The sequence below is a fragment of the Tessaracoccus sp. MC1627 genome (assembly GCF_014164725.1).
Taxonomy (GTDB): Bacteria; Actinomycetota; Actinomycetes; order Propionibacteriales; family Propionibacteriaceae; genus Arachnia.
In genome coordinates, this window is the sequence record NZ_JACJGA010000009.1 from 67,204 (window position 1) to 82,294 (window position 15,091).

General features: G+C 69.1%; 19 protein-coding genes. 6 read left to right on the forward strand and 13 right to left on the reverse strand.

Annotation, left to right across the window (positions count from 1 at the left end):
• From H5399_RS16155 to H5399_RS16165, 3 genes are all read right to left on the reverse strand, one after another.
• The gene (locus tag H5399_RS16155) at positions 1 to 825 is read right to left on the reverse strand and encodes an alpha/beta fold hydrolase (RefSeq protein ID WP_182784507.1); all 825 of its coding nucleotides are present in this window, start codon (positions 823 to 825) and stop codon (positions 1 to 3) included.
• 75 nt (positions 826 to 900) lie between these two features.
• Positions 901 to 1,395, reverse strand: a complete 495-nt coding sequence (locus H5399_RS16160; RefSeq protein WP_182784509.1) for a general stress protein — start codon at positions 1,393 to 1,395, stop codon at positions 901 to 903.
• On the reverse strand, positions 1,392 to 2,306 hold the full coding sequence (locus tag H5399_RS16165) for a CoA ester lyase (protein WP_182784510.1): 915 nt from the start codon (positions 2,304 to 2,306) through the stop codon (positions 1,392 to 1,394). Before H5399_RS16165 ends, H5399_RS16160 begins: the two co-directional genes overlap by 4 nt.
• A 29-nt stretch (positions 2,307 to 2,335) precedes the next feature.
• Between H5399_RS16165 and H5399_RS16170 the strand changes: the two genes are divergently transcribed.
• From H5399_RS16170 to H5399_RS16185, 4 genes are read left to right on the forward strand one after another with little or no spacing between them, the layout of a single operon-like run.
• Complete coding sequence (locus H5399_RS16170) at positions 2,336 to 3,622, forward strand: magnesium transporter (RefSeq protein ID WP_182784512.1); 1,287 nt, start codon at positions 2,336 to 2,338, stop codon at positions 3,620 to 3,622.
• The gene (locus tag H5399_RS16175; RefSeq protein ID WP_182784515.1) at positions 3,615 to 4,133 is read left to right on the forward strand and encodes a DUF1003 domain-containing protein; all 519 of its coding nucleotides are present in this window, start codon (positions 3,615 to 3,617) and stop codon (positions 4,131 to 4,133) included. Before H5399_RS16170 ends, H5399_RS16175 begins: the two co-directional genes overlap by 8 nt.
• Positions 4,130 to 4,468 carry a hypothetical protein gene (locus H5399_RS16180; RefSeq protein WP_182784517.1) on the forward strand — a complete coding sequence of 113 codons (339 nt, stop codon included), beginning with the start codon at positions 4,130 to 4,132 and terminating at the stop codon, positions 4,466 to 4,468. Before H5399_RS16175 ends, H5399_RS16180 begins: the two co-directional genes overlap by 4 nt.
• Positions 4,455 to 5,660 (forward strand): Mrp/NBP35 family ATP-binding protein, encoded by a 1,206-nt coding sequence (locus H5399_RS16185; protein ID WP_220489609.1) that lies wholly within the window; start codon positions 4,455 to 4,457, stop codon positions 5,658 to 5,660. Before H5399_RS16180 ends, H5399_RS16185 begins: the two co-directional genes overlap by 14 nt.
• A gap of 12 nt (positions 5,661 to 5,672) precedes the next feature.
• Here H5399_RS16185 and H5399_RS16190 read toward each other — a convergent pair whose 3' ends face one another.
• The 5 genes from H5399_RS16190 to H5399_RS16210 form a co-directional block, all read right to left on the reverse strand.
• Complete coding sequence (locus tag H5399_RS16190; protein WP_182784519.1) at positions 5,673 to 6,083, reverse strand: sec-independent translocase; 411 nt, start codon at positions 6,081 to 6,083, stop codon at positions 5,673 to 5,675.
• 31 nt (positions 6,084 to 6,114) lie between these two features.
• On the reverse strand, positions 6,115 to 7,533 hold the full coding sequence (locus H5399_RS16195) for a zf-HC2 domain-containing protein (RefSeq protein ID WP_182784521.1): 1,419 nt from the start codon (positions 7,531 to 7,533) through the stop codon (positions 6,115 to 6,117).
• Positions 7,534 to 7,538: 5 nt separating this feature from the next.
• Positions 7,539 to 8,120: an RNA polymerase sigma factor SigE gene (gene sigE / locus H5399_RS16200; RefSeq protein ID WP_220489611.1), complete on the reverse strand. Its 582-nt coding sequence runs from the start codon at positions 8,118 to 8,120 to the stop codon at positions 7,539 to 7,541.
• Positions 8,121 to 8,233: 113 nt separating this feature from the next.
• A complete protein-coding gene (dapA, locus tag H5399_RS16205; protein ID WP_255422401.1) occupies positions 8,234 to 9,136 on the reverse strand; it encodes a 4-hydroxy-tetrahydrodipicolinate synthase in 903 nt (300 codons plus the stop codon).
• Positions 9,136 to 9,357 (reverse strand): acetyl-CoA carboxylase biotin carboxyl carrier protein subunit, encoded by a 222-nt coding sequence (locus tag H5399_RS16210; RefSeq protein WP_182784525.1) that lies wholly within the window; start codon positions 9,355 to 9,357, stop codon positions 9,136 to 9,138. Before H5399_RS16210 ends, dapA begins: the two co-directional genes overlap by 1 nt.
• 33 nt (positions 9,358 to 9,390) lie before the next feature.
• On the opposite strand from H5399_RS16210, the gene H5399_RS16215 reads away from it, so the two are divergent.
• Complete coding sequence (locus H5399_RS16215; RefSeq protein ID WP_182784527.1) at positions 9,391 to 10,044, forward strand: class I SAM-dependent methyltransferase; 654 nt, start codon at positions 9,391 to 9,393, stop codon at positions 10,042 to 10,044.
• Between the two features lie 16 nt (positions 10,045 to 10,060).
• On the opposite strand, the gene glgC is transcribed toward H5399_RS16215, so the two are convergent.
• Positions 10,061 to 11,287, reverse strand: coding sequence for a glucose-1-phosphate adenylyltransferase (glgC, locus tag H5399_RS16220; RefSeq protein WP_182784529.1), 1,227 nt, complete (start codon positions 11,285 to 11,287; stop codon positions 10,061 to 10,063).
• Positions 11,288 to 11,384: 97 nt separating this feature from the next.
• Between glgC and glgA the strand changes: the two genes are divergently transcribed.
• Positions 11,385 to 12,566 (forward strand): glycogen synthase, encoded by a 1,182-nt coding sequence (gene glgA / locus H5399_RS16225; RefSeq protein ID WP_182784596.1) that lies wholly within the window; start codon positions 11,385 to 11,387, stop codon positions 12,564 to 12,566.
• 55 nt (positions 12,567 to 12,621) lie between these two features.
• Here the strand turns inward: glgA and H5399_RS16230 are convergent, their stop codons facing one another.
• The 4 genes from H5399_RS16230 to dapE all read right to left on the reverse strand — a co-directional run bounded on the left by H5399_RS16230 (position 12,622) and on the right by dapE (position 15,067).
• Entirely contained in the window at positions 12,622 to 12,789 is a 168-nt protein-coding gene (locus H5399_RS16230; RefSeq protein ID WP_182784531.1) for a DUF3117 domain-containing protein, read from the reverse strand.
• 95 nt (positions 12,790 to 12,884) lie between these two features.
• On the reverse strand, positions 12,885 to 13,262 hold the full coding sequence (locus H5399_RS16235; protein WP_182784533.1) for a hypothetical protein: 378 nt from the start codon (positions 13,260 to 13,262) through the stop codon (positions 12,885 to 12,887).
• 3 nt (positions 13,263 to 13,265) lie between these two features.
• Positions 13,266 to 14,000, reverse strand: a complete 735-nt coding sequence (locus H5399_RS16240) for a TIGR00730 family Rossman fold protein (RefSeq protein ID WP_182784535.1) — start codon at positions 13,998 to 14,000, stop codon at positions 13,266 to 13,268.
• Positions 13,997 to 15,067: a succinyl-diaminopimelate desuccinylase gene (dapE, locus tag H5399_RS16245; protein WP_182784537.1), complete on the reverse strand. Its 1,071-nt coding sequence runs from the start codon at positions 15,065 to 15,067 to the stop codon at positions 13,997 to 13,999. The genes H5399_RS16240 and dapE overlap by 4 nt, the downstream gene beginning before the upstream one ends.
• Positions 15,068 to 15,091: the final 24 nt, after the last annotated feature.

Sequence of the window (15,091 nt, forward strand, 5' to 3'; positions counted from 1 at the left end):
TCAGTCCTCGGACTCCGAGACCACGGTGGAGGTCTGGCCGCGGGTGAGGAGCCCCCGGATCACGCGGGCCACGTCTGCGGGGCGCGCCACCGTCACCTGGTGCGCAGCTTCCGGCACCACGTGCAGCTCGCCGCGCTGCACCGTCTCGGCCACCAGCTCGACGTTGGCGATCGGGGTGGAGGTGTCCCGCTCCCCCGCCACCATCACCACGGGAAGAGTGATGTAGGGCAGGTCGTCCCGGACGTCGTGGGTGGCCAGCGCCCGGCAGAGCTGGGCATAGGAGTGGTCGTCCGCGGCGGACAGCCCCTCCATCACGGCGTCCACAACGGCGGGCTGCTGGGCGCGGAACATCGGAGTGAACCACCGCTTCGTGGTCTCCTCCACCAACTGCTGGGTGCCGGTGGCCTCCACCTGATCCGCGCGGTCCAGCCAGCGGGCCGGCTCGCCGACGGTGGCGGCCGACGCCACCACCACGACACCCGAGAAGGTCTTGTCATAGTCGCGCGCCACGTGCAGCGCGGTTGCCCCGGAGATGGACAGCCCGGCGAAGTAGACGGGCACCTCTGCCCCCACCTCCTCGCGCACCTCGGCCGCGACCTGCGCGATGCCTGCGGCCACCGCGTCCAGGGTGGGCTCGTCGGCGTCGTCCCAGACCGTCCCCAGCCCGGTACCCGGGAGGTCGACGAAGACGACACGGGCATCGTCGATCAGCTGGGCCGCCACGGGGGTCCACTGATGGGCGGCGTTGCCCCCGAGGCTGGGCCCGACGAGCAGCACGCGCTCCGCGGGGGTGCCGGGGTTGTAGGTGGTCCAGTTCAGATCCATCGACGTGCTCCTTGGACAGTGGTGGTGAGGGACAACTTACCCGAGGGGGATCCGCTCCTCGGCAGCCCGGGGCACTTACTCGAACAGGGCCGCGCGGGAGCCGGGCCGAGCCGTCAGCATGTCGCGGGCCTGCTGCGCCACCTTGTGCTCAGCGAGCACCTCGTAGCTCGTGGCCACCGTGATCCGGGCGGAGTTGAAGTCGCGCTTACCCCCGGTGAGGGAGTGTGCCAGGGCGCGGAACAGGACACCGAAGACCACGCCCATCGCGAGGCCGACGTAGAGCATGGCGAAGTTGCCGTTACCCACGAAGAGCATCAGCATCACGCCGACGAACAGGCCGGTACTGAGTCCGGACAGGGCGCCCTCGCCGAGCACGGTGGCCCAGGTGCGGCGCCCCGTCACCCGCTCGAGCAGCTTGAGGTCGGTGCCCACGATGAGAAGGTTCTGGACGGGGAACTTCTCGTCTGCCAGGAAGTCCACCGCCGACTGTGCCTCGTCGTAGGTGCCGAATTGTGCGATGTGCTGAGGGTAGTTCAGCTGCATCAGCTTCCGGTTCGCCGGCTCGGTCATGTGCTCCTCCGTCCGCGCGCCAAGGTGGCCTGAGCCAAGCTTACGCCCGCCTCATCAACCATCTCGTCGCCGAGAAGGACGGCGCCGATCCCCGAGGCCGCTCCGCGTGCGGCCGCCGCGACCATCGCCTCCGCGCGCGCCAGGGCCTCCGGCGATGGGGTGAACGCCTCGGCCCCGGCCGCGATCTGGGCCGGATGGAGCACCCACTTGCCGTCGTAGCCGAGGGCGGCGGCGCGTCCGGCCGAGGCGCGGAATCCGGCCGCGTCATGGACCGCGACGTAGGGACCGTCCACGGCCTGCAGCCCCCGGGCCCGCGCGGCCACCAGGATCCGGGCATAGGCGTGGTGCAGTGGGTCCCCGGGATATCCGCCGCTGAGTCCTCCCACCAGCAGCGACGGAAGGCCGAGCGAGGCCATCAGGTCACCAGGGCCCATGTGCAGCGCCTCCAGGCGGGGGCTGGCCGAGGCGATGTCGTCGGCCCTTGTCAAGGCGACGGCGTCCTCGAGGAGGACCTCGATCCCAATGCGGCCCACGGCGAGCCCGTGGGCGCGCTCCAGCTGGGTCAGCAGCAGGTCGAGCGCCTCCACCTGGCCCGGCGAGGTGACCTTCGGAAGGAACACCGTGTCTAGGCGGTCGCCGGCCCCAGCCACCACGTCGATCACATCGCGGTACGTCCAGGGGGTGGCCCAGCCGTTGACCCGCACCGACACCGTGGGCGCCAGCCAGGTGCGGGCGCGCAGGGTCTCCACGGCGCGCGAACGCGCCTCGTCCTTGGCCGCCGCAGCCACTCCGTCCTCCAGATCCAGGAAGACCTGGTCCACGTCGAGCCCCACCGACTTGTCCAGGAAGCGTTCGCTGGAGGCCGGGACGGACAGCACGGTGCGGCGGGCTCGTGCGGGGCGTTGGTTCATCGTCGGGTCCTTGCGGCTAGATTTGCCCTATGACCGCCAAAGATACGCAGGTTTTCATCTCGCGGGTCATCGGTCTCCCCCTCGTCGACTCCGCCGGTGACCAGGTGGGTCGCGTCAAGGATGTGGTGTGCTACCTGCGCACCGAGGGACGCGCTCCGCGCGTGAAGGGTCTCGTGGCGGAGCTGTTCGCCCGGGTGCGGATCTTCGTGCCCATGATCCGCGTGCACGACATCACCCCCAACCAGGTGGCCATCACCGGGCAGGTGGACGCCCGGCGCTTCCAGCGACGCGAGGCGGAGCTCCTGGTGGCCGGCGACCTGTTCGACAGGAGCATCGAGCGGGCGCGGCCCACCCGGATCCTCGACGTGTCCATGCACATGGTGCGCAACCGAGAATGGGAGCTGGACACGGTGGCGCTGCGCGCGAGCGGCGGCGCGGGGCGGTTCGGCTTCGGGAGCCGCAGCGCACCCCAGCTGGTGTCGTGGCGCGAGATCCCGGACCTGATCCTGGCCAGCGGCCGCACCGCGGCCCATCTCATCGCCGAGTTCTCCGAGATGAAGCCGGCCGACGTCGCCAAGGAACTCCACGACCTCGAGCCCGAATCGCTGGCAGCCGTCGTGGACGCCCTCGACGACGAGTCGCTGGCGGAGGCCATCGAGGAACTCCCCGAGGACGAACAGATCGACATCATCTCCGCGCTCGGAACCGAGCGGGCCGCGGACGTGCTCGGAGAGATGGACCCCGACGACGCGGCGGACCTCCTCCGCGACCTCCCCCCGGACATCGCCGAGGAACTGCTCCAGCGGATGGAGCCGGAGGATTCGGCCGATGTGCGCCGCCTGCTGGTCTACGAGGAGTTCACCGCCGGCGGCATGATGACGCCCGAACCGATCGTGCTGGACACCGACGCCACCGTGGCCCAGGCGCTGGCGTTCGCCCGGATGGACGCCCTGACGCCGGCGCTGGCGTCGATGGTGTTCGTCACCCGGCCCCCTCTCGAGACCCCCACCGGACGCTACGTCGGCGCGGCGCACCTGCAACGGCTGCTGCGGGAGCCGCCGACCACGCTGGTGGCCACACTGCTGGATCAGGACCTCGACCCCCTGTCCCCGGCGGATCCGCTGGCGCAGGTCAGCCGCTTCTTCGCCACCTACAACCTGGTGGTGGCGCCCGTCGTCAACGCCGCTGGGCTGCTGGTGGGTGCCGTCACCGTCGACGACGTGCTGGACCACATGCTGCCGGATGACTGGCGCGGCGACCAGATGGACGAGGTGGAGGCCTCGGACCTCTCCGGCGCCGAGGTGAGCCATGGCTGAGCGCAACCCCCTGTCCCAGCCGGGCGAGCGCAGCTGGCTGCCGAAGGTCGCGGTGGACTCGGAGACGTTCGGCAGCTTCGCGGAAAGCTTCGCCCGCTTCATGGGCACGGCCAAGTTCCTCGTCTACATGACGGTCTTCGTCATCATCTGGGTGACCATCAACCTGGTGGGGCTCTTCGGCCTCAAGTGGGACCCGTACCCGTTCATCCTGCTCAACCTGTTCTTCTCCACCCAGGCGTCGTACTCGGCGCCACTGATCCTGCTGGCACAGAACCGGCAGGAGGTGCGCGACAAGTTGAGCCTGGACGAGGACCGGCGGATCGCTGCACAGTCGCGGGCGGACATGGACTTCCTGGCCCGCGAGATCGCCTCCATCCGCATGCACCTGGGGGAGCTCGCCACCCGCGACTTCGTGCGCGGTGAGCTCCGCACGGAGCTCCGCGAGCTGGCCGAGCACCTCGACCGGACGGCGTCGGGACGGTCCCCCTCGGATCCCGAGGCGGTCAGTTGAGCGCCCGGCCCGAGATCCGGTGGTTCGGTGTCGTCCTGCTCGTTGGCCATCTGGCCCTGACGGTGCTGGGCGGGGTCGCGCTGTGGCGGATCGCCGGCGGCTGGTGGGTGGGCGCCGCCGTCGCCGCGCTGTTCATGCTCGGTTACCTGGCGCTGTGGAAGCAGCTTCTGGCGCCCGGCACCCGGCAGAGGCTGAACTACCGTGAGAGGCTCACAGTGGCGCTGGTCGTCGGCCCCGCAGTCGTGGTGCTCGGCAGCCTGTCCGGGCTGTGGCTGCCCGCCCTGATGGCCACCAGCGTCGTCCTCCTCGGCGATGCCCTCAATGAGCGCCCCTAGACTTGCCTCGCCAGCCCACCCCTGCACCCTGAAGGACATCGTGACCGAACACCCCCTGCTCCCCCACATCCGCACAGCCCTCCACGGAGTGGAGGACCCCGAGATCCGGCGTCCGATCACGGACCTCGGCATGGTCGACGACGTCGCGGTCTCGGACGACGGCGCCGTGCAGGTGCGGATCCTCCTCACGGTGGTCGGCTGCCCGATGCGCTCCGAGATCATCACCCGCGTCTCGACGGCGGTCTCCGCCGTCGCCGGCGTCTCGACGGTCGCGGTGGAGCTGGGGGTGATGAGCGACGAGCAGCGCGAGGCGATGCGCACCATGCTGCGCGGCGGCGAGAAGCAGCGCGTCATCCCGTTCGCCCAGCCCGGCAACCTCACCCGGGTCCTGGCCATCGCCTCCGGCAAGGGAGGCGTCGGCAAGTCCTCCGTCACCGTGAACCTCGCCCTCGCCCTGGCTGCGCAGGGCCGCTCGGTGGGCATCCTCGACGCCGACATCTACGGCCACTCCATCCCTGACCTCCTCGGGCTGGGAGACGCGCGGCCCACCGTCGTCGACGACATGATCCTGCCCGTGCCCGCCCTCGGTGGCCTCAAGGTGATTTCGATCGGCATGCTCAAGCCGTCGCGGGATCAGGTGGTGGCCTGGCGCGGCCCCATCCTGGACCGCGCCCTCACACAGTTGCTCGCGGACGTCTACTGGGGGGACCTGGATTATCTCCTGCTCGACCTGCCACCCGGCACCGGGGATGTCGCGATGTCCCTGGGCCAGAAGATCCCGGGCTCGGAGGTCATCGTGGTGACGACTCCCCAGTCCGCGGCCTCGGAGATCGCGGAGAGGGCGGGCACCATGGCGCACATTCTGGAGCAGCGGGTCATCGGCGTGGTGGAGAACATGAGCTGGATGGAGACGGTGTGCCCTCACTGCTCCGAGCCGCACCGGCTGGAGCTGTTCGGCTCGGGGGGCGGCACCCTGGTGGCCGAGGCGCTCACTGAGCGGTTCGTCTACGAGGTTCCGCTGCTGGCGCAGATCCCGTTCGACGAGACGCTGCTCAGCGGCGGCGACACGGGCCGCCCGATCGTCGAGACCCATCCGGAGCATCCGGCCGCGCAGGCCATGGTGTCGCTGGCCGGCGAGGTCGCGGCGAGGAAGCGCGGCCTGCTGGGAACGCGCCTGCCCCTGTCCACCTGACGGGCGGGTGTCCTAGGTGGCGTCGGGGTCGAACGGGGAGTTGACCACCGGCGCCGGGAGCGCGGGCGTCGTCGTCCGGGTGGCCTCGACGGCGGCGCCGGCCTCCTTTTCCGCCTCCCGCGTGGTCTGCTTGAGTGAGGCTTCGGCGGCCTGAAGCTCGCGGCGGGCCTCGTCGAGTGCGGCGACCTCCTCGCGCATGTGCTTGGCGATGAACGTCTTGGGGTTCAGGTCGCGAAGCTCAAGGTCCGAGTAGTCCGCGCCGAGTTCGGTGCGCAGGGTGCTGGTGGCGTTGTTGGCGATCCCGCGGAGGTAGATGAACACCCGCGCCGCCTTCCGGGAATACTCAGGAAGCCGCTCGGGGCCGAACATGACGACGCCCAGCACGAGAATGAGGACGAGGTCTATCGCGTCGATGCCGAACACGTCCCCTAGGGTACAGTCTCGACTTCGACCCTCAGCGCACGCCGGTCAGGCGTTTGAACCCGACGGCGGCCCGGTCCAGCAGCGTCGGCGCGAACGGCTCCTCGCCGGGAAGCTGGCCCGAGATGGCCGCGAGCAACGCGGGGGAACCGTTCGTGGTCACCGACACCACGGCCGGCCCGGACTGCCAGAGGCTCACGGTTGGGAGCCCCGAGGCCAGATCGGTGCGGGAGGTCACCTGGTCTCCCAGAACGCCCTCCGCCCAGCCGACGACGGCGGTCTCGATGCCGTCCGAGTAGACGAGATTCATCGACGTCGCGCCGTGCCGCTCCGAGGACGAGTAGGCCACCAGCGGCAGACCGCCGATCTCCTGAGGACAGGTGGGGAGTCCCACGCACCATCCGGCGGCGCCGCTGGCGGTGGCCGGCTGGAGGGCGATCAGCTGGGTGAGGGAGTCCTCGTGGAACTGGGCTGTGCCGAGACTGAGCTGCGTGTACCCGACGGCGAGGCTCACCGCCCCCGTGGGGTCATATCTCTCGCCCCACAGCAGCAGACCATTGGTCGCGTCCACCCACCAGCTGGCGACGGCGCCCCCGCCGTCTGAGGCCACCAGCCGCACTGCGGCCCGGCCGGCTACCTGCTCGGGCAGCACGCCCTGGGTGAAGCTCCAGCGCTCTGGGGCGGCCACTGGGCGGGCGGAGAACTCGGGTAGGAAACTCGAGCTGAACCGGTCACCCCGCGCGTCCATCACCTCAAGCTGGGCCCCCTGGCCCTCCACCTTGGTGGTGTGCACGTCCGCGGTGCGGTAGCGGCCCTCTCCGTTGGAGATCCAGACCCGCTGAACGCCGGTGAGGGTGAGGTCGGCCTCCGTGGAGGCCCGGAGCAGGGCGGCGGCCTGTTCGGCGCTGAGCTCTGTGCCCCCGTGGGGCGAGGCCCTGCGCGCGTAGCTGGAGGACTCGCCGAGGTCCGCCCCACGCTCGTAGGCGAGCAGCACGGCGCCCACCGCCTCGGTGACGCTGATCGCGGAGCTCGACATGGAGTACTGCTCACGGGCGGACTTCACGGGGTCGGTCAACCGGGCCGGGTCTGGAGCCACGAGCACCGCCAACACCACGACGGAGACCATGACGGCCAGCAGCGCGGCGCCGGATCGGACCGCGAGGCGGGTGCGGCGGCGTCGGAGGGAGGGAAGGTCGCCCATCCCCGCGGCCATGTACAGGGGAGCCTCGGCGTGCTCACCGGCGATCGACTCAAGCTTGGCGGTCAGGGAGTCCGGCGCCGCCGAGCGGCTGCAGCCACTGAGGGTTGTGCACAGCGTGGAGATGGCCGCCACCTCGTCACGGCAGGAGGCACAGCCCGCCAGGTGGTAGCTGACCTGTTCCCACCGCTTGGGCGCCAACGTCCCGTCGGCGAAGGCCGACAGGTCGGGGCGGAAGCGCTCACATCGGTGCACTGAACTCAGGAGACTCCGAGATACCGGCTGCGCCCTTCGCTGGGGGCGCGGTGTGCGAGGGAGTCGCGCAGCGCGGCGCGCCCGCGGGCGATACGGCTGCGGACAGTGCCGAGCTTGACGTCGAGCACCTTTGCAATCTCCTCGTAGCTCAAGCCCTCGATGTCGCACAAGACCACGGCTACCCTCTGCTCCGGGTTCAGTGAGCGCAGGGCCGCGGCGACGTCCGCGTCCAGCTGAGCGTCGTCATGCAGTTCTGCCGGCCCTGTGGCCGCGCCCCAGACATGCTCGGGGGCCACGCTCAGCGCGTCCATCCTGATCCGTTGGCGCCTGCGCGCCTGGTCCAGGAAGAGGTTGGTGGTGATCCGGTGCAGCCAGCCCTCGAGGGTGCCCGGCTGGAACGTGTGGATGGACTTGAACACGCGGACGAACACGTCCTGGGTGAGGTCCTCGGCATCGTGCTGGTTGCCGGTGAGACGATACGCGAGCCGATACACCTGCGCCGAATGATCTCTGACGAGTTCCTGCCAGGTGGGCGCGGTCCAGGCAGGCTCCTGGCCGGCCTTCGCCGACCGTGTGCCTTTGAACATCGCTCGCCTCTCCATACCTCTAGGGTGACAGCTCCACCTGTGCGCAGCCTGTGAGTGTGGCTGCCGACCGGTGCGACTCTAGGAGTCAACGCTCAACGGGCGCGGTTTGTTCCCTACGCCTCGAATCCGAGGTCCGTCAGCAGCGTCGTGTACCGGCCAAGCATGTCGTCGGCCACGCGCCCCATGGGCGCCCGGCAGGGTCCGGCGTCGAAGCCTCGGGCGGCGAGCGCCGCCTTGACCATCATGCAGCCCTGAGTCGCGAACACGCCCTGGAAGGCGGGCAGCGCGTACCGGTTGGCTTGGATAGCCTCCTCCACGCGGCCGGCGAGGAAGTGCTCGATGATCTCGCGCATGGCCAGCGCCGTGAAGTGCGACGAGGTGCCCACCACGCCCACTCCGCCCACCGCGAGCAACGGCAGGAGGAACGCGTCGTCGCCGGCGTAGTAGGCGAGGTTGGTGCGCGACAGGACTGTCGCGGAGGAGACGATGGCGCCCTTGGCGTCCTTCACTGCCCGGATCTGCGGGTGCGCGTCCAGCCGGATCAGCATGTCTTCGGGGATGGGCAGCCCCGATCGGTGCGGGATGTCGTAGAGCATCACAGGGAGGTCCGTGGCGTCCGCGACCGTCACGAAGTGGTCCTCGAGCGCGTCCTCAGGTGGCCGCGAGTAGTACGGGGTGACCACCAGCAGCCCGTCGACCCCCACCGAGGCCGCCTGCCTGGCGAGCTCGACGGAGTGATCGGTGGAGAAGGTGCCTACGCCCGCGATGACGCTGGCCCGGTCCCCCACCGCCGTCACCACGGCGTCCAGCACCGCACGCTTCTCCTTGTCCGTGGTGGTAGGGGACTCCCCCGTCGTGCCGTTGATCACGAGCCCGTCGTTGCCCAGATCGTCGACGAGATGAGCCGCCAGGCGTGCCACCTGTGCATAGTCCACCTCCGATCCGTCAGCTGTGAACGGCGTGACCATCGCGGTCAGGACGCGTCCGAACAGGGGCTGCATGTCTTCGTCGGTCATCAGTCCTCCGCGATGATGAAGAGCGGGTCGTCGTCGTGGACCACGTCGCCTGCCCGCACGACCACCTCCGTGACGGTTCCGGACACCCCGGCCAGCACCGGGATCTCCATCTTGAGGGTCTCAAGCACGACGACCGCGTCCTCCGCCTGGACCTTCTGGCCGGCTTCCACTGAGACTGAGAGCACCGTTGCGGCGATCTCGGCATTGACGACGTGACTCATGCGCGTCATCCTACTGGCCACTAGGCTGGGCGCGTGAACACGCCTGCCAGCCACTTGGAACCGCCCACCCCCGCCAGTTGGGAATTCGCCGAGGACCACGTGCCCCCCACGGCGGAGATCTCCGAGGCGCGCGACGAGGCCACCATCGCGGGGCTGACGCCCGTGTCGCTCGGCGTGGTGGCCACCCTCAAGGTCCTGACGCGCGCCATCGGCGCCAAGGCCGTGGTCGAGGTCGGCACCATGATGGGCAGCTCCGGCCTGGCCTTCCTCGGCGCCATGGGCACCGACGGCATCCTCACCTCCATTGACGTGGAGGCGGACAATCAGCTGCCTGCGCGCAAATTCTTCACGGCTGCCGGCTTCCCGTCCTCACGATTCCGGCTGATCGCCGGTTCGCCCATCGAGATCATGCCCAAGCTTCGCGACAGCGCCTACGACGTCGTCTTCATCAACGGTGACAAGCTCGAGTACGTCGAGTACGTCGCGGGCTCGCTTCGGCTGCTGCGTTCGGGCGGAATGCTGATCGTCCACGACGCCCTGTGGAACAACCAGGTCGCCGACGACGCGAACGAATCGGACGAGTCCATCATCATCCGGGAGGCGCTGGACGCCGTGACCGCCTCGGAGGCCTACACCCAGGCACTGCTGCCGGTGGGCAACGGCCTCCTGGTCGCCGTCAAGGACTGACCAGGAGGCCACCGCCTCAGTCGCGGGGGACGACGACGTCCTTGCCCACCACGGTGATGCCCGATTCCGACACCGCGAGCCCGCGTGCCCGGTCATGCTCCTGGTCCACGCCGATCTGCACGCCGTCGGGGACCACCGCGTGCTTGTCCAGGATCGCGCGGCGCACCACGGCGTTCTTGCCGATCTGCACAGAATCCATGAGCACCGACTCGGACACCTGTGCCCACTTGTCCACCTGGACGTTGGGGCTGAGGACTGTGCGGTCCACCTCGCCGCCGGAGATGATGCACCCGGCGTTGACGATCGAGTCCTCTGCCCGTCCGCGGATCACGAACTTGGCCCCGGGCGCCTGCACCAGATCCGTCCAGATCGGCCAGTCGTAGTTGTACAGGTTGAACTCGGGCTCGACGCTGACCAGGTCCATGTGGGCCTCGTGGAACGCGTCGATGGTGCCCACGTCCCGCCAGTAGTTGATGTCCTTCTCGGTGGCGCCCGGCACCACGTTGTCCTTGAAGTCGTAGACCTGGGACTCGCCCTGCGCCGTGAACCAGGGGATGATATCGCCGCCCATGTCGTGGCGGGCCGTCGGGTCCTCAGCGTCCGCGCGCAGGGCCTCGACCAGCGCCTGCCGGCTGAACACGTAGTTGCCCATCGAGGCGAAGGACTCCTCCGGCGAGTCTGGCAGGCCGGGCGGATCGGCGGGCTTCTCCAGGAAGCTCTTGATCTTCTTGTCCGGAGCGGAGTCGATGATCCCGAAGGCCGACGCCTCGCTGCGCGGCACCCGGATGCCGGCCACGGTGGCACCGAGCCCTGAATCGATGTGGGCATCGATCATCTGCTCGATGTCCATCCGGTAGATGTTGTCCGCGCCGAACACGACGACGTAGTCCGGATCGGCGTCCCGGATGAGGTTCAGCGACTGGTAGATGGCGTCAGCGCTGCCCTGGTACCAGCGGGGGCCCAGCCGTTGCTGAGCGGGCACGGGAGCGACGTAGTTGCCCAGCATGGTCGAGAAGCGCCACGTCTTGGCGATGTGGCGGTCCAGCGAGTGCGACTTGTACTGGGTGAGGACGGCGATCTGACGAAGGTTCGAGTTGGCAAGGTTCGACAGGACGAAGTCGATCAGCCGGTACGTGCCCCCGAACGGGACAGCAGGCTTGGCCCGGTCTGCGGTGAGCGGCATCAGCCGCTTGCCCTCACCGCCGGCGAGGACAATGGACAAGGTTTTCGGACGAGCGGACATGCCTTGAACCTATTGCCAAATGGAGGCCTCCGACAAGGAAATCCACCAAATGACCTCCCCCGGGCTCAACCCGGTGTGACACGATGCCGTCATGACGATGAAACTGTCTTTGCTGACCCGCGAATACCCGCCGACGATCTACGGTGGCGCCGGTGTCCACGTGGCCCAGTTGGTGCCCCAGCTGCGCAGGCTGATCGATGTTGAGGTGCACTGCATGGGCGAGCCGCGCGACGGCGCGACGGCGCACGCGGAGGACTTCCCGCCGGGCGCGAACGCCGCCCTGCGGGTCCTGGGCGCCGACCTGTCGATGGCCGCTGCCGTCGGCGACGTCGACATCATCCACTCGCATACGTGGTACGCCAACATGGCCGGTCACCTGGCCGGCCTGATGCGCGACGTTCCGCATGTGGTGACGTCCCACTCGCTGGAGCCACACCGCCCGTGGAAGGCGGAGCAACTGGCGGGCGGCTACCGGGTCTCGTCGTGGGCGGAGAAGACGGCCTATGAGGCCGCGGACGCGGTGATCTCAGTCAGCGCAGGCATGCGCAGGGATGTCCTCGAGAGCTACCCGAACCTGGATCCCGCCAAGGTCCATGTCGTCAAGAACGGCATCGACCCGGACGAGTTCCGCCCGGACACCGACACCGACGTCGTCACGGGGCTGGGCGTGGACCTGGACCGCCCGTCGGTGGTCTTCGTGGGACGCATCACGCGTCAGAAGGGCCTGGTCCACCTGGTGCGCGCGGCGGCCGAGTTCGATCCCGATACCCAGCTCGTCCTGTTGGCCGGGGCGCCGGACACCCCGGAGATCGCGGCCGAGTTCGAGGTGGCCTTCGCCGAGCTCAAGGCACGCCGCACCGCTCCCGTGATCTGGGTGCAGGAGATGCTGCCGCGCGCGTCGGTTCGCCAGGTCCTCACCCACGCCACCGTGTTCGCCTGCCCCTCGGTCTACGAGCCGCTGGGGATCGTCAACCTGGAGGCCATGGCCTGCGAGACGCCTGTGGTGGCGAGCGCAGTGGGAGGGATCCCGGAGGTGGTCAACGACGGCGAGACCGGACTGCTGGTGGCCTACGATCCGGCCCAGGCGGGGGACCCTGCTTTCGTCAAGGGCTTCGAGTCCGACTTCGCGACGCAGGTCAACCGCCTGACCCGCGATCCGCAGCTCGCCGACGAGTTCGGCAAGGCTGGGCGCCAGCGCTGCATCGACGAGTTCTCATGGACCAAGATCGCCGAGGAGACGGTGGCGGTCTACGAAGCTGCTATCGGTTCCCGAGGCTAGACACGGACAAGGGCCGCTCCCCACGGGGGCGGCCCTTGGCATGCTCAAGGGGTTCTCAGCCGACGATGCCCTTCAATGCATTGAGGAGGTCGGTGGCCTCGGTGGCGTTCATCTCGACGACGAGGCGTCCACCGCCGTCGACGGGAACGCGCATCACGATGCCGCGACCCTCCTTTGTGACCTCCATCGGACCGTCACCCGTGCGGGGCTTCATCGCTGCCATCTGCCACTCTCATTCTCTGTGCTCGAACTGTGGACAGGCTCTATTATTCCGCATCAGGGCAAGCAGCCGCCCGCACGGTGCCCAAACCGGCCGGATCACCCTTCCTGGGTGGGCTCCTCAGTGAACGTTTCCGCCGCCTTGGGCCGCTCGTAGGCTCCGCGCAGCAGCAGCTCGTCGATGACCTGCATGTCGTATCCGCGACGGACCACGTCGAAGACCACCTCCGCCTCCGGGACGGCGGTGCCATCGGCCAGCTCGGCGAGATAGCGGTCCACCTGGTCACGGCGATAGCCGGACCAGGCGGTCGGGAGGATGGCTGCCGCGAGGAATTCGGGCGTCACGGGGCCGGCCGGCACCCGTCCGCGGGGACGATCATTGACTGCGTCGGCGGACATCTCACCCAGCCGGCCAAGGCCCGCGAAGGCCGCCAGGCCCAAGGTGACGATGGCCACCCCGACGATCGCGATCCACATGGCTCAGGTCTCGAACTGACCGGGGGTGCCCATCGCGTCGAGGGCCTCCTCGACGTCGTCGGTCACGGTCACCAGCCTCAGATCGGCGCGGGAGATGAAACCGTGTTCCGCCATGGTGTCTCGGACCCAGTCCATCAGGGGATTCCAGTGCGCGGTTCCGAACAGCACCATCGGAAAGTTCTTCACCTTGCCGGTCTGGATCAGGGTGAGCGCCTCGAACAGCTCGTCCAGAGTGCCGAAACCACCGGGCATCGTGATGAAGCCCTGGCTGTATTTGAGGAACATGGTCTTGCGGGCGAAGAAGTAGCGGAAGTTGACGCCGAGACTGATGTGCTCGTTCATCCCCTGTTCGTGCGGCAGCTCGATGCCCAGGCCCACCGACAGTCCCCCGGCCTCGGTCGCCCCCTTGTTGGCGGCCTCCATGATGCCGGGGCCGCCCCCGGTGATGACCGCGAACCCCCGGTGCACGAGGCCCCGGCCGAGCTCGACGGCCGCCTCGTACATGGGGTGGTCAGAGGAGGTGCGGGCCGATCCGAATACGCTCACGGCCGGGGGCAGCTCCTTGAGCGCGTCGAAGCCCTCCACGAACTCGGACTGGATCCGCAGCACGCGCCAGGGATCCAGGTGGCTCCAGGGCATCCGGGTGTGTTGCAGGAGCGCCTCGTCCGCCATGGGTTGGCGGGTGCGCTCCTCACCGCCGAGCTCGACTGCGCCGGAGCGACGCTTGGGCTGGGTCATGGACGTGCTCCTTCTGGGGTGAGCCACCGACGCAGGCCGGCGGCGCACTTGTCGAGGTCTGAGACGCGACAGTACTCGTCGTCCCGGTGGGCGACGGAGGGATCCGCGGGCCCGTAGTTGACCGCGGGGATTCCCAGCTCGCTGAAGCGCGCCACGTCTGTCCACCCGTATTTGGGGCGCGCCGGCTCGCCGATCGCGGCCACGAACTGCTCGGCGGCGGGCCTGTCCAGCCCGGGCCGGGCTGCCGGCGATGCGTCCGCGACCACGAAGTCGTACCCCTGGAACCAGCCGCGTAGCCGTTCGAGCGCCTGCTCGACCGTCTTGTCCGGAGCGAAGCGGTAATTGATCTGCACCGTGGCCGACGGCGGGATCACGTTGCCGGCCATGCCGCCGGTGACCGCCACCGCGTTGAGGCCCTCGCGGTAGACCAGCCCCTCGACCTCGATCTCCTCGGACCGGTATGCGGCCAGGGTGGACAGCACGGGGGCAAGGTCGTGGATGGCGTTGTGTCCCATCCAGGCGCGGGCGCTGTGGGCCGCGATCCCCGTCGTCGTGAGGTCGATCCGGATGGTGCCCTGGCAGCCGCCCTCGATCTGGGCGTTGGTGGGCTCCATCAGCACCGCGAAGTCAGCGCGCACGAGGTCCGGCCTGGCGCGGCTCAGCCGGCCGAGGCCGTTGCGCGCCGCCTCCACCTCCTCGTGGTCGTAGAAGATCCACGTGATGTCTCGCGACGGCGCCGCCAGCTCCTCTGCGAGCGTGAGCATCACGGCCACCCCGCCCTTCATGTCGGAGGCCCCGCGACCCCAGACCCGTGGGCCCTCCGGGTGCTCGACGAGGCGCGAAGGAAGGTTGCCTGCCACCGGCACGGTGTCCAGGTGCCCGGCGATCACCACCCGCTCGGCCCGGCCGAGGCTGGTGCGGGCCACGACGCAGTCGCCGTCCCGGTGCAGTTCCAGGTGTGGGAAGGAGGCAAGCCGGGCCTCCACCCAGTCCGCGAGGCGGCGCTCGTTGCCCGAGACGGACTCGATGTCCATGATCTCCTGCATCAGCTGCACCAAAGGGTCCATGCCGCGAGCCTAGTAGGTCCGGGT

Excerpts from the sequence above, each read along its gene's own strand:
- dapA (WP_255422401.1), bottom strand. The coding sequence starts at position 9,136 with ATGACCGACGAAGACATGCAGCCCCTGTTCGGACGCGTCCTGACCGCG.
- H5399_RS16235 (WP_182784533.1), bottom strand. The coding sequence starts at position 13,262 with ATGTGGATCGCGATCGTCGGGGTGGCCATCGTCACCTTGGGCCTGGCG.
- H5399_RS16155 (WP_182784507.1), bottom strand. The coding sequence starts at position 825 with ATGGATCTGAACTGGACCACCTACAACCCCGGCACCCCCGCGGAGCGC.
- H5399_RS16240 (WP_182784535.1), bottom strand. The coding sequence starts at position 14,000 with ATGACCCAGCCCAAGCGTCGCTCCGGCGCAGTCGAGCTCGGCGGTGAG.
- H5399_RS16230 (WP_182784531.1), bottom strand. The coding sequence starts at position 12,789 with ATGGCAGCGATGAAGCCCCGCACGGGTGACGGTCCGATGGAGGTCACA.
- H5399_RS16175 (WP_182784515.1), top strand. The coding sequence starts at position 3,615 with ATGGCTGAGCGCAACCCCCTGTCCCAGCCGGGCGAGCGCAGCTGGCTG.
- H5399_RS16210 (WP_182784525.1), bottom strand. The coding sequence starts at position 9,357 with ATGAGTCACGTCGTCAATGCCGAGATCGCCGCAACGGTGCTCTCAGTC.
- dapE (WP_182784537.1), bottom strand. The coding sequence starts at position 15,067 with ATGGACCCTTTGGTGCAGCTGATGCAGGAGATCATGGACATCGAGTCC.
- H5399_RS16185 (WP_220489609.1), top strand. The coding sequence starts at position 4,455 with ATGAGCGCCCCTAGACTTGCCTCGCCAGCCCACCCCTGCACCCTGAAG.
- glgA (WP_182784596.1), top strand. The coding sequence starts at position 11,385 with ATGAAACTGTCTTTGCTGACCCGCGAATACCCGCCGACGATCTACGGT.
- H5399_RS16165 (WP_182784510.1), bottom strand. The coding sequence starts at position 2,306 with ATGAACCAACGCCCCGCACGAGCCCGCCGCACCGTGCTGTCCGTCCCG.
- H5399_RS16160 (WP_182784509.1), bottom strand. The coding sequence starts at position 1,395 with ATGACCGAGCCGGCGAACCGGAAGCTGATGCAGCTGAACTACCCTCAG.
- sigE (WP_220489611.1), bottom strand. The coding sequence starts at position 8,120 with ATGTTCAAAGGCACACGGTCGGCGAAGGCCGGCCAGGAGCCTGCCTGG.
- H5399_RS16170 (WP_182784512.1), top strand. The coding sequence starts at position 2,336 with ATGACCGCCAAAGATACGCAGGTTTTCATCTCGCGGGTCATCGGTCTC.
- glgC (WP_182784529.1), bottom strand. The coding sequence starts at position 11,287 with ATGTCCGCTCGTCCGAAAACCTTGTCCATTGTCCTCGCCGGCGGTGAG.